Raw genomic sequence first — 14,642 nt, forward strand, 5'->3', positions numbered from 1 at the left:
GCAGCTCGGCTCGTGGCCGTGCATCCGCTCAGGGCCTACGACGCCGTGCAACTCGCCGCGGCCATTGCGACGCGGAGAGCTGGCCCCACGTGCACGACGATCACCGCCTTCGACGAGGGACTGGCCCGCGCCGCGGCCTCCGAGAACTTCGCCCTCCTACCCGGGTAACTGCCTACCGGTCTCGTCGGCGGACGATCAGGCGAGGCCGACGCTGCTGTGGTCGCCGATCATGAGCCGGTAGGCGCGCGGGCGCGTCGGTTGGTAGGCGACGGTGGACTCGCGGCCGATGAGCGAGTCCTCGAGGCGCTGCACGTCGGTGACGGTCGAGTCGGCGAGGATGATCGCGTGCTCGACCTCGCTGCGGGTGACGACGCAGCCCGCGTCGATCGCAGAGTACGGGCCGACGTAGCTGTCGACGATCCGCGCGCCCGCGCCGATCACCGTGGGCCCGCGCACCGTCGAGTTGACGAGCTGCGCACCCGCCTCGAGCACGACCTTGCCCTGCGCGAGGCTGGCGTCGTCGACCGAGCCGTCCACGCGCCGCTCGGTCGCGTCCAGCACGATGCGGTTGGCCTCGAGCAGGTCGTCGAGCTTGCCGGTGTCCTTCCACCAGCCCGAGACCACGTGGCTGTCGACCGGTTCCCCGGCGTCGATGAGCCACTGGAGGGCGTCGGTGATCTCCAACTCCCCGCGGCCCGACGGGGCGATCGACTTCGCCGCCTCGAAGATCCGCGACGTGAACAGGTAGACGCCGACGAGGGCGAGGTCGCTCGGGGGATCGGCGGGCTTCTCGACCAGCCGGGTCACCCGGCCGGCGTCGTCGAGCGCGGCGACGCCGAACTCCTGGGGGTTGGGGACCTGCGCGAGGAGGATCTGCGCGGTCGGTCGGGCCCGCTCGAACCCGGCGACGAACTCGCCGATGCCGCCGGCGAGGAGGTTGTCGCCCAGGTACATCACGAAGTCGTCCTCGCCCAGGAAGTCCTCCGCGGTGAGCACGGCATGGGCGAGGCCCAGCGGCTCGGGCTGGTGCACGAACGTCACGTCGAGGCCCCAGGCGCTGCCGTCGCCGACGTGCGCCTCGATCTCGGCCCGCGTGGCTCCCACGATGATGCCGACCTCGGTGATCCCGGCGGCGGCCATCGCCTCGAGGCCGTAGTCGAGCACCGGCTTGTTCGCGACCGGTACGAGCTGTTTCGCGCTCGTGTGGGTGATCGGGCGCAGCCGCGTGCCCGCGCCTCCAGCCAGAATGAGTGCCTTCACCGCGTCCCCCGCCGTCGGCGACCTGCGACCTGCGCGTAGCGTAACGCCCGGCTCATGGGAGCACGACGGTCGCGAGCCGGTTCGCCCCCGCCGCGCCGGGCCGGAGATCGATTACGCTCACAGCGCCGCGGATAACATCCTGTAGTGAGCACGTTGAGTCGCCGGGCCAGCAGCTCTGGAAAGGACGGGCATTGGAGCTGGTCGTCATGGTGGTGGTCGGCTGGATCGTCCTGAGCGTGCTCGGCACGATCTTCTACGCGGTCGGCGCGCGGCTCGGCTATCGGCGCGGATTCCGGGACGGGCAGGAGGCAGCGCAGCACTTCGAGTCGGATCGGGTGCAGCGGCGCAGCTCCTAGCGTGTGCCGACGGTGACCGGGGCGAGCGGCGTCGGGGTGGCGGACGGCGGGTCGGTGAACGGCACGACCCGACCCCGCGCCAGGTCCCACAGCGTGGGCAGTTCATCGAGGTGCCAGTGCCGCAGCCGGCGTGCGAGGAGGTGGCGATGACGCCTCGCGGTGGGTGGTGGCTCGGTGCGGAAGCGGGTCCCCGCGCTCCGGTCGACCGTGATCGGCGTACCGACCGTCAGGCGGACCAACGCCACGAGCACCCCCAGGGCCGGGGCGAGCAACACCAGCGCCCCGATCGCCGCCGCCCGAACCGAGACGGGGACGGGCGCCGACGCGACCGGCTCATCGACCAGCACGAGCGTCCCTGCGCGTGGGTCCCGTGACGTGCCGCTCACCAGGTCTGCCTTCCCGCCGAGGCGATGACACCAAGTAATCGTCCGCGATCATACGTTTCGCAGCACCGCAGGACAAAAGCCTCTTTGGGTGATATTGGCACTACTTTAAGTAGCTATATCGGCGTGCTGGTGCGGGATACTCGTAGGGACGGCCTGACCCGCGGGAGGTGAGCGCTCGGGTCCCAGGGCGGGGGGCTCGTCCGTCCGAGGACTACCGCCCGACGTCGGCGAGGAGCTTCTCCCACTCGCCGGCGACCGTCTCGAGGTCGAACCAGGCCTCGACCTGCTGGCGGGCGAGCAGACCCATGGACGCGTGCCCGTCGAGGACGCGCCGCACCCCGTCGCGGACCGCGTCGACGCCCGGGGTGACGGGCACGAGCGCGCCGGTCACGCCGTCGACGACGATCCACGGGAGCCCCCCGACGTCGGTGGCCACGGCGGGCACGCCGCGGGCGCCCGCCTCCATCAGGAACCCGGCCGTTCCGCCCCGGTCGCTCAGGAGCACGGCGACGTCCGCGGCGTCGTAACACGGGGCGAGGTCCGGCAGCGGGCCCGCGAACGCGACCCGGTCGGGCGCGAGCGCGGCCGCGCGCTCGGCGAGCCGGGCCCGCGCGAGGCCATCGCCCACGATCAGCGCTTGCCACGCCGGCTCGCGGGCGACCGCCCCGAGCAGCGCGTCGATCCGGTGCTCCGGCGCGAGCGCGCCCACACTGAGAAGCACGGGGCGCTCGGGGTCGGGGTCGAGGCCGAACCGCCTGCGGGCAGCCTCCTGCGCGGCTGCGTCGGGCGGGACGACGTCGCGTGTGGTCACCCCCGACGGGATCATGGAGATGCGCCCCGAGGGGATGCCGACGGCGTTGACGAGCAGTTGGCGGGCCTCGGGCCACAGCACGCACACCCGCTGCACGTTGCCGAGCAGGACGCGCAGGCGCAGCCGCTGCTCCGGGGTGTCGATGCCCCGCAGGGCGTCCGCCGCCGAGCGGTAGATGATCGGGACCCCGACCCGGCTCCGAGCGGTGATCGTGGGGGAGAGCGTCGGGGCGCCGAAGGCGATCACGACGTCGGCCAGGCGCATCTCCGCCCGCAACGCCCGCAGCGTCTGCGGATGCCGCGGCAGGCGGCCGAGCGCCGGCACCGGCAGAGGCGGGGGATAGCCCCCGGCGGTGAGGGCGACCGAGCGCACGTCCCATCCCCGCTCGGCGAGCACGCGCTCGAGGCGCACCGCGAACAGTTGTGAGCCGCGCCGGTCGGTGTCGGTGAGGACCTGCAGGATGCGCGTCATCGTCACCTCGCTGGTGGTTGCTCGTGCGACGGGCCGGGGCCGCGGCCACGGGCCGGGCCACGGGTCCCGCGGGCTAACCGAATTCGACGTCTCCCGTGCCGAGCGACCAGGACTCGAGCGCGGGGGAAGCCTGCCCACCGATGAGGTCCCGCCACACCAGCGTGGGGCCGAGGCCCGGCGGGGCGAGCGCGGCGTCGAACGAGCCCGGCCGCGTGATCGCGAAGGCGTGGTCGGCGCCGGTCGCACGCAGGGCCAGGGTCGCGATCTCGGTGACCTCCTCCTCGGCGCCGGTGGGTGCGATCAGATCCTCGACGACGAGCTCGCGCGCGCGACCGCGCTGGCGGAGCCGGAAGACGAGCAGACCGTCCTGGATCCGCTCGCTGTAGCGCAGGACCCGGTAGTGCAGCCACTCGGGACCGTAGCGCCACTGCAGGAACGGCACGTCCCGACGGGTGGCGAGACCCGCCGACGCGGTGCTGTTGAGGAGCAGCTCGTGCACGGCGGTGGCGTCGGCCAGCACCTCGGCGGCGGGCACGCCGACGTCGGTCGGCAGCGGATGCCGTTCGGGAGCGGCGCGGCTACGCAGCGTCCGCAGCGCGCCACGCGCGGACCGCAGGCGGATCACGGCGGGCAGGCGGCCGACCTCCTCCCAGCCGGCCTGCCGGCAGGCCGCGAGGCGCTCGTCTCCGGCGACCCCGAACGCGAACCGCGCCTCGTCCCCCGTGAGCTGCGCGCACGCGTGTGCAACGAGGCGGTCGAGGATCCCCGCGCCCAGCGAGGGGTCGGCGGCGGCATCGGACACGCGCACCGCCGGGACGACCGCGTCCTCGTCGAGGAACTCCCACCGCTGGAACAGGCACACGCCGACGAGGTGCTCACCGGCCAGCGCGACCCAGCCGAGCGACGTGCCGAACGGGTTGTCCCGGTGCTTCCAGGCGAAGGAGCGGCGGCGCACCTCGTCGTCCGCGAGGCCGGTCGACGCCGCCAGCAGATCGAGGACCTGGGGCTCGTCGCTCTCGCGCAACTCGCGGACCACGATCTCGTCGGTCATCCCACCCCACTGTTGGCTGGCTCGCTCGCTCGGTCGCTGGCCCCCGCAGCATCACGGTGAACAGCCGTTCGCGCGAACCCGAGAAGCGGCCCGCACCCCGCGCACTCGGGCGCGCCGCGGTCCCGCTGTCAGCCGGCTTGGTCTGTTGGTACAGGTCCACGGAGATAACGGACTGGAAGTGGGGTACACTCTCCGTATGGGAACCGGTACCGACCGGCCCGGAAGGGGTCGGCCCGAATATCCCAGTTCGTGAACCGGGAAGCAGAGATCCAGAGGGCACCGACGGTCGCCCAGGACCCGCCTCATAGGCGGGCACCAGCCCTCTGGGGAGCGAATGGCGAGCCCGATCCGGTGGTTGGTCCCTCGTTCGCCGAGCGAACGAGCCGTGCCAGTGCCTAGCCACTCTTAGTGATCACGTTGTCGGCACGTGCGCTGCCGCCAACCCGGCTCCGACCCATCGATCTGACTGGTTCGCCGATGACCGCCGTCTTGGCTCCGTCCGCCGCCGACCTGGACCCCGGGACCGTCCGGCTCGATCCGCCCGACACCCGCCCTGCGCCCGTGTCCGACCGCCTGGCTGCGCCGACCCTGAGCCGGCCTTCGCTCGTCGCGCTGGTCCCCGCGCACAACGAGGCCGAGGGGATCACGTCGTCGATCGCGGCGCTGCAGCCCCAGGTCGACCGGCTCGTGGTCGTTGCCGACAACTGCACCGACGACACCGAGCGCCTCGCCGTGGCGCAAGGCGCCGAGGTCTTCGCCACCGTCGGCAACACCGCGAAGAAGGCGGGCGCGCTCAACCAGGCGTTGCGCCTGCGCTTCCGTCGCACCGCCGAGCGGCGCCGGCAGGAGGAGCGCGTGGCGCCCGAACGCGTGGCGGTCGAGCGCCGCGTGCGGGACCGGCGCGCGGCGTCCTCGGCGACATCGGACGCCTGCGACTACGTCCTCGTGCAGGACGCCGACAGCCTGCTCGACCCGTGGTGGGTCGAGTTGGCGCGGCGGACGATGGAGGAGGATCCGGGCCTCGGGGGCGTCGGCGGCGTTTTCCGCGGCAGCGACGACCCGGGCTTCGTCTGCATGCTCCAGCGCAACGAGTACGCCCGATACGCCCGCGATGTCGCCCGACTCAAGGGACGCGCGCTCGTGCTCACCGGCACAGCGTCGATGTTCTCCCGGAAGGTGCTCAACGAGGTCGTTGATGGTCGCGAGCGGGGCGTGTTGCCCTACGGCTCGGGGGAAGTCTACGACACGAAGGTGCTGACCGAGGACAACGAGTTGAGCCTCGCGATCATGCACCTCGGCTACCGCATCAAGTCCCCCAAGGACTGCACCCTCGTCACCGAGGTGATGCCGACCTGGCGGGAGCTCTACGGCCAGCGACTGCGCTGGAAGCGCGGGGCCATCGAGAACCTCGTCGACTACGGGATGACGCGGGTCACGTTCCGCTACTGGCTGCGGCAGGTCGTGACGCTGCTCGGGATCACCGTGACCGCGCTCTACCTCGGGGCGATCGTGTGGGTGCTCGTCATGGAGGGCTCGCTCACCCTCTACCCGATCTGGCTCGCGGTGACCGGCATCTTCATCGCCGAGCGGGTCATCACGGTCAGGGCGAGGGGTCCGCAGCAGATGCTCCTCGCCTCGGTGCTTCTCGTCGAGATGGTCTTCGACGTCTTCCTCCAAGGAGTCCACCTGCGTGCATACGTGGACTCACTCCTACGAACAGAGAAGAGGTGGTGACATGTACCAGACCATCGGTGCCCCTGCTGCGGCGGGGATCGGCGCCCTCGCGTACACCGGCTCGGACCTCCTGTGGCTCGCCGTCGGCGCGTTCGCGCTGATCGCGGCGGGCAGCGCAGTGCTGCGGATCATCCCGCGGCGCGTCCAGGCCTGATCCACGAACGTCGTCGAAACGGGGAGGTCGTCACCACGAGGCCTCCCCGCTCGACTGTGCGCCCAGCAGCCCATGAGCTGTTCAGGGCGGGGTGAACGCGAAGTCCTCGATGCGCACCTCGACCTCACCTCGGTCGGGTGGATCCCCGTTCATAAGCCAGAGGTTCATCATGGTGCGCTCCTCGCCGGGAGCGGGAACCCGCGCCGGATCGTCGATGCTCCATGCCCCCAGGACCTCGCCGGTCGCCGCGTGGCGCGTCTCCCAGTGGATGCGACCCGGCGTCCACGTGAACTCCTGCACCGTCCGGTCGCCCCCGAGCTCGACTCCCGGGTCGTTGTTGTCCGGCTCCCCGGAGTCGTCGGCCCAGACCGTGTACCAGAGGTTGCCGACGGACTCCGAGCCCCAGCGCGCGAGCTCGATGTCGATCTCGCGGTGACCCTCCTCGGGCGCCCGCCAGTCGTAGGTGAACAGCCCGAGCACCGGGATGAGGCCCCACTCCGCCACGTCGTCGACGGCGATCGTCCAGCGGTAGGTCCCGTAGCCACCGACGGGCTCGGTGGTGGCGACCTCGGCGCCGTGCCACGCCCCGTCGACCCCGTCGAGGCGCAGCCGCAGGTCCCCTTCGGGCGTCACCGTGACGTGGTCGGGATCGAACGTCGTCGGCCCGGGGCCTCCGTGCCGGTCGCTCGTCTCCCACTCGTGGCCGGCCCACTCGAACACCGCTGCGGTCTCCCTGTCCTCGCCGGAGCGCTCCTGTTCGGCTCCATCCTCGGGTGCGGGCCCGTCCGAGGCCAGCCGTGCGTGGTCGAGGGTGGTGTCGCAGATGGCTTGGGGGCCGCCGAGGGCGATGAGTTCGGTGGGTTGTAGGCGGGCGAGTTCGGCGGCGACGTCGTCGGGCAGGGGGCCGCAGGTGGGGGTGAGCAGCAGGGGGTGGTCGGTGGTGCTGGCGGCGAGGGCGTCGGGGAAGGTGTCGCCGGTGGCCAGTAGGACGCGGTCGGAGTCGCTGGTGGGGTGGGTGTGTTGGCTGATGGTCACGGCGGTGGTGTAGCGGGTGTCGCCGGCCCAGCGTTGGACGGGTGCGTCGGCGGCGTCGGCGGCGTGGTCGAGGGTGGTGTCGCAGATGGCTTGGGGGCCGCCGAGGGCGATGAGTTCGGTGGGTTGCAGGCGGGCGAGTTCGGCGGCGACGTCGTCGGGCAGGGGGCCGCAGGTGGGGGTGAGTAGCAGGGGGTGGTCGGTGGTGCTGGCGGCGAGGGCGTCGGGGAAGGTGTCGCCGGTGGCCAGCAGGACGCGGTCGGCGTCGCTGGTGGGGTGGGTGTGTTGGTTGATGGTCACGGCGGTGGTGTAGCGGGTGTCGCCGGCCCAGCGTTGGACGGGTGCGTCGGCGGCGTCGGCGGCGTGGTCGAGGGTGGTGTCGCAGATGGCTTGGGGGCCGCCGAGGGCGATGAGTTCGGTGGGTTGTAGGCGGGCGAGTTCGGCGGCGACGTCGTCGGGCAGGGGGCCGCAGGTGGGGGTGAGTAGCAGGGGGTGGTCGGTGGTGCTGGCGGCGAGGGCGTCGGGGAAGGTGTCGCCGGTGGCCAGCAGGACGCGGTTGGCGTCGCTGGTGGGGTGGGTGTGTTGGCTGATGGTCACGGCGGTGGTGTAGCGGGTGTCGCCGGACCAGCGCTCGGTGGGGGTGCCGGACACCGGCTCCTCCGCGGCGGTGACTCCCTCCGTGCCTACGGCGAGCCACAGCGCGGCCGCGAGCAGCCCACCGGCCAGCGTGCCGAGGCGGCGTGCGGTGGCCCGCGGTGCCGGAGCGCTCCGGACCATGTCGGTGTCCTCTCCACAGGGTCGACCGTCGTCTGCCGAATCCCCCCGTGCGGTACGCGCGTCGACAGCACTGACGTGCGATAGGTATCGGCCGTTGCGGGTCCGACCTACAGCCGGTGCCGGAAATAGGCCGACTCCGTCCCGGATCTAGGTCGCCCTGCCGATGCGGAGGGCTACCTCAGACGAGGAGTCTTGCGGTCACTGCTCGGGGAAGCGACGGGAAGGAGTCCGCCATGGACGGCCGATCACGGGAGGGGGAGGGGGCCGCGTGGGTGCGTGCGGCCCATGACCGCCTGCGCCGGAACCGCCCTCGGGAAGAGGCGCCCGACGTGGGGTGGGTCGGACGCTCGTGGCCAACCGCCGGGACTGCTCCTCCCGAGGTCGCCGGGGACATCGAGTCCGTGGGGGAGGTCGTCCCCGCTCCCGTGCCCGAGGGGCAGGCCGCTGCCGAGCCCGCGCCACCCAACGCCGCGTCCGCGATGGGACCGGACGGCACCGACTGCGCGGGCTTGGCCCCGTGCCCGTGATGGTCGACGACCGGTCATCCGGTCAGCGGCCGCAACCCGCGCAGGAGCCCGGGAGGTCCCGTACGATCCCGGCGATGCTGCACGGTCGTGCAGGGCTCTCGCCGATCATGGTCGGCCGCGAGGCCGAGCTCGCGGCCTTGCGCGCCCTGCTGGGTCGCGTCCCCGGCGACGACGGGCTGCCGCCGGTCGCGGTCGTCGGCGGTGAGGCCGGCGTGGGCAAGACCCGCCTGCTGCGGGAGCTCTGCGAGACGACCGACGCGCGCGTGCTCGCCGCGCAGGCGCAGGAGGGCGACGCGGCCCGGCCGTTCGCCTTGCTTCGGGCGGTACTCGCCTCGACCGTCGCGGCCTGGGAGGCGTTTCCCGACGAACTGCGCGCCCGCGAGCACGCGATCCGCCACGTCCTGCACCCGCTCCTGTCCCTCGCGCCCCACCACGCCGGCGACCATGCGGCCGAGGCGCCCGACGAGCAGCACTCGGCCGAGGAGTTCGCCCTGGCCGCTGCCGCGCTCTTGCAGCACGCCGTCGGCGAAGGTCCCGCGGTCGTCGTCCTCGAGGACCTGCACTGGGCGGATGCCGAGAGCATCGCGCTCTGGGAGCGGCTGACGGTCTCGCCCGGCCTGCCGGCCCTGCTCGTGGCCACGTTCCGGCCCGAGCACGTCGACCGCAGACATGCCCTCGCACGGGCGCTGCCCGAGATCGAGCGCCAACGCAGCGTCGCCCATGTCCCGGTCGACCGGCTCACGCCCGAGGCGTTGACCGAGCTCCTCGCGGCGGTGTACGGCAAGCCCGCGACCGCCACGACGGTGCAGACCCTGCACGCCCGCACCCTCGGCAACGCGTTCTTCGTGGAGGAATTGATCGCTGGGTCCGGGACGGGCGATCCCGACGACCTGCCCGGTGCGGAGCTGCCGTGGAACGCTGCCGAGGCGGTGCTGCGTCGCGTCGACGAGCTCGACGCCGAGACCCGCGCGGTGCTCGACGCGGCCGCGGTGCTGGGGCCGAGAGTCGACTTCGAGCTCCTCGCGGCGGTCATCGGGGTCGGCGAGCGCGACCTGCTCGCGCACCTGCACGAGCTCGAACGCCGGGGGCTCGTGACCGAGGGGGCGGCCGACGTCTTCGGGTTCCGTCATGCCCTGGCCCGCGAAGCGATCAGCAGCCAACTCTTCGACCGGGAACGGCGGCGGTTGCACGACGCCGCGCTCGCCGCGCTGGAGGACGGTGGCTCCGACGATTACGTCGCGCTCGCCCAGCACGCCGCGGCCGCCGGCCGGCGCGACGCCCTGGCGCGCTTCGCCGGGCAGGGTGCCCGTCGACTGCTCGCCGAGGGCGCGTCTGGCGAGGCACTGCGACTCGCCGAGCTCGCGCTCGCCGACCCCGACGAGCTCGCGTCCGACCGCGAGGCCTCCCTGCGCGAACACGCCGCTCAGGCCGCGTGGCGCGTCGGCGCGCTGGAGGTCGCCGGGCACCACGCCGAGGTGTGGCGGGCGAGGGCTGCCGAGCAGGGCGACCTCGCGGGCGAGGCGCGGGCGCTGCGCCAGCTCGCCTCGGTGCGGTGGTTCGAGGCGGACACGCAGGCCCACTGGGAGGCGCTCGAGGCCGCGCTCGAGGTCGCCCGCCAGCTCGGCGACCATCCGGAACACGCGTGGTGCCTCGCCTACCGCTCGCAGCGCCACGGGCTCACGGGCGAGGGCGAGGAAGCGGTCCGCTGGGCGGACGCGGCCCTCGAACTGGCCGAGCGGATCGGCAGTGAGGAGATCGTGCCGTTCACCCTCGTCAACAAGGGGATCGTCCTCACGGACACGCCCGGCCGGGAGGAGGAGGGCCTCGACCTGCTCGACCGCGCGCGGCGGGAGGCCCAGCGCCTCGACCAGCCGCATGCCCTCATCCGGGCGTGCCACAACGCGCTCGTGTGCCTGCTCCACGAGATGCCGGGCCGGCTCGACGAGGCCCGGCGAGTCCTCGCCCTCAACGTCGACGCGACGCGGCGGTACGGGCACGACATCTTCGCCTTCGACCTCGTGGACCAGGAGTCGCAGCTCGCGGCCGTCGAAGGCGACCTCGACCAGGCCGAGCGGGTGGTCTCGGGCCGGCCAACCCGCTACCCGGTGCTCACCGCGCAGAACCGCGCCGTGCTCGCCGCGGAGCGCGGGGAGGCCGAACCGGCCCGGTCAACGTTCTCGGCGGCGCTGGAGGCCGACGGGCCGGGGGTGGGCGACCGGGGCGATGGGTCTGGCCCGTCGCCTCCCATCGGGCGGGACGGAACCGCTCGCGGAGGGTCGCCCGTGGTCACCGGGTTCCTCGGGGCGGTCGCGGCCCACCTGCTCGACGATCCCGAGCTGGCGCGACGCAGCGTGGCTCGAGTGCTCGCGCACGTCAGCGAGCGGCCGCCCGGCAATCGCGGCTTCGCCGGGCACCTGTGCGACACCATCCTCAACGTCGCGCGGTTCGACGAGGTGGGCGACGACCAGCTGGAGGAGTTGCACCGGGCCGCCCTGGCCGAGCACCAGACCAACCGGTTGCCGGAGGTCGCCCGGCTCGCCGACGCCGAGGCCGCGCTCGCCGAGCGTCGCGGGGACCACGCCACGGCGGTCGTCCGCGCCCGAGACGCGCTGGCGCGGTCGGACCTCCCGCTGGCGGTGACCTGGTATGCCGAGGCTCGGGCGCGGCTGGCCCGGGCGCTGGCGGCGCTGGGTGAGCGGGAGCAAGCGCAGGCAGAGGCGCAGGCGGCGCTCGCGCACCTCGAACGCTGGCCGGGGGTGCGGCGCGAGCGCATCGCCGCGCTCGCGCGGCGCCTGGGCGCGGCCTCCCCCCACGAGGGCCGCGGAACCGACGAGGGCGCAGGGCTGACCGCCCGCGAACGCGAGGTGCTGCGGCTCATCGCGCAGGGCCACTCGAACCGCGAGATCGCCGAGCGGCTGTTCATCGCGCGCAAGACCGCGGCGGTGCACGTCTCGAACATCCTGCGCAAGACCGGGACGGCCTCGCGCACCGAGGCCGCGGCCTGGGCGCACGCCCATCGCCTCACCGAGCCGTCGGAGCCCGCCGGCTGACCGGCGGGAACGTCCCGGGAGCTCCGCGTGCCGCGCGCGGGGCTCGGTTCACCTACGATTCGGCCATGGCGACCGCCCTCATCTGGCAGGACGAGCGGATCCTCTACGACTTCGGGCCCGACCACCCCCTGAAGCCGATCCGCGTCGAGTTGACCGTCTCGCTGATCCGTGCCTGCGGGTTCACCGACCGTGAGGGGGTGCTGACCCTCCCGCGCGAGCCGTTCACCACGGACGACGTCCTGCGGATCCACACCGAGCAGTACGTCGACGCGGTGCGGAAGCAGTCGGCCGACCCCGACCCGTACGCGCCGATCCGGCACGGGCTCGGGCTCGGCGACAACCCCGTCTTCCGCGGGATGCACGAGGCCTCCCTGGAGGTCTGCGGCGCATCCGTGGCCGCGGCGAAGGCCGTGTGGGAGGGCACGGCGATCCACGCCTTCAACCCGGCCGGTGGGCTGCACCACGCCATGCCCGACCGCGCGAGCGGGTTCTGCATCTACGACGACCCGGCGTTCGCGATCGACTGGTTGCTGCGGCACGGCGCCGAGCGCGTCGCCTACCTCGACGTCGACACCCACCACGGCGACGGGCCGCAGGAGATCTTCTACGACGACCCGCGGGTGCTCACCGTCAGCCTCCACGAGTCCGGTCGCTACCTGTTCCCGGGCACGGGGTTCCCGAACGAGATCGGCGCCGGCGACGCGGTGGGCACGAGCCTGAACGTCCCGCTCGAGCCGGCGACGCCCGGCGACGTCTGGTTCGAGGCGTTCGAGGCGGTCGTCCCGCCCGCCCTCGATGCGTTCCGCCCGCAGGTGATCGTCACGCAACTGGGCTGCGACACCCACGTCACCGACCCGCTCGCGCACCTCGCGCTCACCACCGACGACTACACCCACATCGCCCAGCGGCTGCATGCCCTCGCCCACGAGCACAGCGAGGGTCGCTGGGTCGCGACCGGCGGCGGGGGCTACCGCCTCGCGACCGTGGTGCCGCGGGCCTGGACGATCTACTTCGCGGAGCTCGCCGGGGCGGAGCTGCCGATCGAGGTGCCGTGGCCGTGGCTGCACGAGGCCGAGGAGGCGACCGGGGAGCGTCCCCCCGAGGCCTTCCTGGACGGCCCGGTGCGGATGGCCGACGAGCGGCGCGGGATGGTCCGCAGTGCGGCGTTCGACGCGGTCGAGACGCTCAAGACCAGCGCCTTCGAGCAGCTGGAGCGGCACACGTGAGGGCGGGACGGCGGCGACCCGCAACCGGCGATCTCCGGGGGCACCTCGAGTGGACGCGACTCGCGGGCGAGGTGGCCACGACCCCCCGGCAGGTCCTCGTGAACTGCTCCAAGGCCCGCAACGGTTCCCCGGACTACTCCTTCGGGCTGCCCGATGTCGCGGGCACGCCGCTGCGGGAGCTCGTCGACGCGGTGCGCGACGTCTGCGGCGGCGATCCCGGCGGCGCCCGCGACCTCGACGGGCCCGGTTGGATCGACCCCGACCGCGCGGTGGACGCGATCGAGCGGCACCGGCGCAGCCTTGCCCACGCGGCCGCCGAGCAGGCGACGGTGCTGGTCGCCACCGGCCATCCCACCGGCCTGCTCGCGCACTACGCCGCGATCGTCCGCGCCTTGCAGTCCCGGGGCTGTGCCGTGGCGACCCCGCTCGACGACACGTTCGTGTACGAGACCGAACGGGGCCGGCCGGTCGGGATCCGCTTTACCGACGGGGTGGGCGGCGAGTTCGACGGGGCGAACCTGCGGCACACCCACCGGCCGGACCTGATGGAGCGGATGCTCGACGCGACCGTCGGGCGCATCGACCTCGTGATCGCCGACCACGGCCTCGCCGGCGCGGCCATCGCCCGAGGGCTGCCGACCCTGTCGATCGCCGACGTCAACGACCCCGCGCTGCCGCTGGCGCAAGCGCGTGGCCTCACGAACGCCGTGCTGCCACTCGACGACAACCTGGCGCCGCGGCACTACCTCCCGGTGACCGAGCACATGCTCGACTGGGGCTGACGCGGGCGAGCCGCCGACGTCGAGGGGGAGCGCGGCCGGGGCCAGCGGTTCGCGCCTACGTCGAGGGGTCGAGCAGCACCTTGCCGACGGTGCGGCGCGCCCGCAGGTCCTCGTGTGCGCGCCCGGCCTCCGACAGGGGGTAGCTGCTGCCGACGATCGCGGTCAGCTCCCCGCGCTCGACGGCCGTGAACAGGTCGGCGAGCGGCTTGCCGAGCAACCTCGGGGGGTCCGCGAAGGCGTGCGCGAGCCAGAAGCCGATGATGCCGCGGCTCCTGCCGAGCAGCTTGGCGGGAGCGACGTCGCTCGCGGGTTGCCGGCCGGCCATCCCGTAGGTGACGAGCCGCCCGAAGGGCGCCAGCGCCGCGAGGCTGGCGTCGAATGTCGGTCCGCCGACCATCTCGAGCACGACGTCGGCCTTGCCGCCCACGGCCTCCTCGATGGCGCCCTTGAGGTCCTCGGCCCGCGCGTCGATGGTCGCGTCCGCGCCGAGGTCGCGGGCGAGCCGACGCTTCTCCTCGGTGGAGGCCGCGGCGACGACCGGCGCGCAGCCGGCCTGCTTGGCGAGCTGGACGGCGAGGGAGCCGACGCCGCCCGCGGCGGCGTGCACGACGACCGACTCGCCGGCACGCACCCGGGCACTCGTGTGCAGCGCGTGCCAGGCGGTCGTGCCCTGCAACAGGAGCGCGGCCGCGGTGCCGTCACCGACCTCGTCGGGCACGTCGAACACCGCGCAGGCGCGGGCGACGGCCCGCTGCGCGTAGCCGCCCGTGCCGGTGAGCGCGACGACCCGCCGACCGTCCGGGGTGCGGCCAACCACCTCGGCGCCCGGGGTCATCGGCAGCGTCGTCGGCGCGAGGTAGGAGTCCTCGGTCTGGTGGGTGTCGGCGTAGTTGACGCCGGCGTGATCGACCTCGATCAGCTCCTCGCCGTCGCCCGGCTCGGGATCGGGGACCTCGGCGAGCTCCAGGACCTCCGGTCCGCCGAACTCGGTGATGCGGATCGCGCGCAAGCCGCCTCCATGGGGT

General features: G+C 73.4%; 14 protein-coding genes. 8 read left to right on the top strand and 6 right to left on the bottom strand.

Annotation, left to right across the window (positions count from 1 at the left end; all coding sequences use genetic code 11):
- Positions 1–18: 18 nt before the first annotated feature.
- Complete coding sequence (locus ER308_RS21665; RefSeq protein ID WP_165492055.1) at positions 19–168, top strand: type II toxin-antitoxin system VapC family toxin; 150 nt, start codon at positions 19–21, stop codon at positions 166–168.
- 27 nt (positions 169–195) lie between these two features.
- Here the strand turns inward: ER308_RS21665 and ER308_RS12520 are convergent, their stop codons facing one another.
- On the bottom strand, positions 196–1,260 hold the full coding sequence (locus tag ER308_RS12520; RefSeq protein WP_131155303.1) for a glucose-1-phosphate thymidylyltransferase: 1,065 nt from the start codon (positions 1,258–1,260) through the stop codon (positions 196–198).
- Between the two features lie 191 nt (positions 1,261–1,451).
- Between ER308_RS12520 and ER308_RS21670 the strand changes: the two genes are divergently transcribed.
- Positions 1,452–1,616: a hypothetical protein gene (locus ER308_RS21670; RefSeq protein WP_165492056.1), complete on the top strand. Its 165-nt coding sequence runs from the start codon at positions 1,452–1,454 to the stop codon at positions 1,614–1,616.
- On the opposite strand, the gene ER308_RS12525 is transcribed toward ER308_RS21670, so the two are convergent.
- The 3 genes from ER308_RS12525 to ER308_RS12535 form a co-directional block, all read right to left on the bottom strand.
- Positions 1,613–2,002: a hypothetical protein gene (locus ER308_RS12525; RefSeq protein WP_131155304.1), complete on the bottom strand. Its 390-nt coding sequence runs from the start codon at positions 2,000–2,002 to the stop codon at positions 1,613–1,615. The two genes, ER308_RS21670 and ER308_RS12525, sit on opposite strands and share 4 nt — an antisense overlap.
- A 211-nt stretch (positions 2,003–2,213) precedes the next feature.
- Entirely contained in the window at positions 2,214–3,284 is a 1,071-nt protein-coding gene (locus ER308_RS12530) for a glycosyltransferase family 4 protein (RefSeq protein ID WP_131155305.1), read from the bottom strand.
- Between the two features lie 73 nt (positions 3,285–3,357).
- Entirely contained in the window at positions 3,358–4,335 is a 978-nt protein-coding gene (locus ER308_RS12535) for a GNAT family protein (protein ID WP_131155306.1), read from the bottom strand.
- Positions 4,336–4,812: 477 nt separating this feature from the next.
- Here ER308_RS12535 and ER308_RS12540 point away from each other — a divergent pair, with 477 nt between their 5' ends.
- Together ER308_RS12540 and ER308_RS21675 are read left to right on the top strand one after the other, a co-directional pair.
- On the top strand, positions 4,813–6,069 hold the full coding sequence (locus ER308_RS12540; RefSeq protein WP_131155307.1) for a glycosyltransferase family 2 protein: 1,257 nt from the start codon (positions 4,813–4,815) through the stop codon (positions 6,067–6,069).
- Between the two features lies 1 nt (position 6,070).
- A complete protein-coding gene (locus ER308_RS21675; RefSeq protein ID WP_165492057.1) occupies positions 6,071–6,223 on the top strand; it encodes a hypothetical protein in 153 nt (50 codons plus the stop codon).
- Positions 6,224–6,304: 81 nt separating this feature from the next.
- On the opposite strand, the gene ER308_RS12545 is transcribed toward ER308_RS21675, so the two are convergent.
- A complete protein-coding gene (locus ER308_RS12545) occupies positions 6,305–8,032 on the bottom strand; it encodes a cell wall-binding repeat-containing protein (RefSeq protein ID WP_131155308.1) in 1,728 nt (575 codons plus the stop codon).
- A 233-nt stretch (positions 8,033–8,265) separates the two neighbouring features.
- On the opposite strand from ER308_RS12545, the gene ER308_RS12550 reads away from it, so the two are divergent.
- From ER308_RS12550 to ER308_RS12565, 4 genes are all read left to right on the top strand, one after another.
- Positions 8,266–8,559: a hypothetical protein gene (locus ER308_RS12550; protein ID WP_165492058.1), complete on the top strand. Its 294-nt coding sequence runs from the start codon at positions 8,266–8,268 to the stop codon at positions 8,557–8,559.
- 74 nt (positions 8,560–8,633) lie between these two features.
- Positions 8,634–11,609 (top strand): ATP-binding protein, encoded by a 2,976-nt coding sequence (locus tag ER308_RS22825; RefSeq protein ID WP_165492059.1) that lies wholly within the window; start codon positions 8,634–8,636, stop codon positions 11,607–11,609.
- 65 nt (positions 11,610–11,674) lie between these two features.
- Positions 11,675–12,835: an acetoin utilization protein AcuC gene (locus ER308_RS12560; RefSeq protein ID WP_131155311.1), complete on the top strand. Its 1,161-nt coding sequence runs from the start codon at positions 11,675–11,677 to the stop codon at positions 12,833–12,835.
- Positions 12,832–13,617, top strand: a complete 786-nt coding sequence (locus ER308_RS12565) for a phosphatase (protein ID WP_276319845.1) — start codon at positions 12,832–12,834, stop codon at positions 13,615–13,617. The genes ER308_RS12560 and ER308_RS12565 overlap by 4 nt, the downstream gene beginning before the upstream one ends.
- Positions 13,618–13,672: 55 nt before the next feature.
- Here ER308_RS12565 and ER308_RS12570 read toward each other — a convergent pair whose 3' ends face one another.
- Positions 13,673–14,626 carry a quinone oxidoreductase family protein gene (locus ER308_RS12570; protein ID WP_131155313.1) on the bottom strand — a complete coding sequence of 318 codons (954 nt, stop codon included), beginning with the start codon at positions 14,624–14,626 and terminating at the stop codon, positions 13,673–13,675.
- Positions 14,627–14,642: the final 16 nt, after the last annotated feature.

This window comes from Egibacter rhizosphaerae, from assembly GCF_004322855.1.
Lineage (GTDB): Bacteria > Actinomycetota > Nitriliruptoria > Euzebyales > Egibacteraceae > Egibacter > Egibacter rhizosphaerae.

Excerpts from the sequence above, each read along its gene's own strand:
- ER308_RS12530 (WP_131155305.1), bottom strand. The coding sequence starts at position 3,284 with ATGACGCGCATCCTGCAGGTCCTCACCGACACCGACCGGCGCGGCTCA.
- ER308_RS12535 (WP_131155306.1), bottom strand. The coding sequence starts at position 4,335 with ATGACCGACGAGATCGTGGTCCGCGAGTTGCGCGAGAGCGACGAGCCC.
- ER308_RS12540 (WP_131155307.1), top strand. The coding sequence starts at position 4,813 with ATGACCGCCGTCTTGGCTCCGTCCGCCGCCGACCTGGACCCCGGGACC.
- ER308_RS21675 (WP_165492057.1), top strand. The coding sequence starts at position 6,071 with ATGTACCAGACCATCGGTGCCCCTGCTGCGGCGGGGATCGGCGCCCTC.
- ER308_RS12545 (WP_131155308.1), bottom strand. The coding sequence starts at position 8,032 with ATGGTCCGGAGCGCTCCGGCACCGCGGGCCACCGCACGCCGCCTCGGC.
- ER308_RS12550 (WP_165492058.1), top strand. The coding sequence starts at position 8,266 with ATGGACGGCCGATCACGGGAGGGGGAGGGGGCCGCGTGGGTGCGTGCG.
- ER308_RS22825 (WP_165492059.1), top strand. The coding sequence starts at position 8,634 with ATGCTGCACGGTCGTGCAGGGCTCTCGCCGATCATGGTCGGCCGCGAG.
- ER308_RS12560 (WP_131155311.1), top strand. The coding sequence starts at position 11,675 with ATGGCGACCGCCCTCATCTGGCAGGACGAGCGGATCCTCTACGACTTC.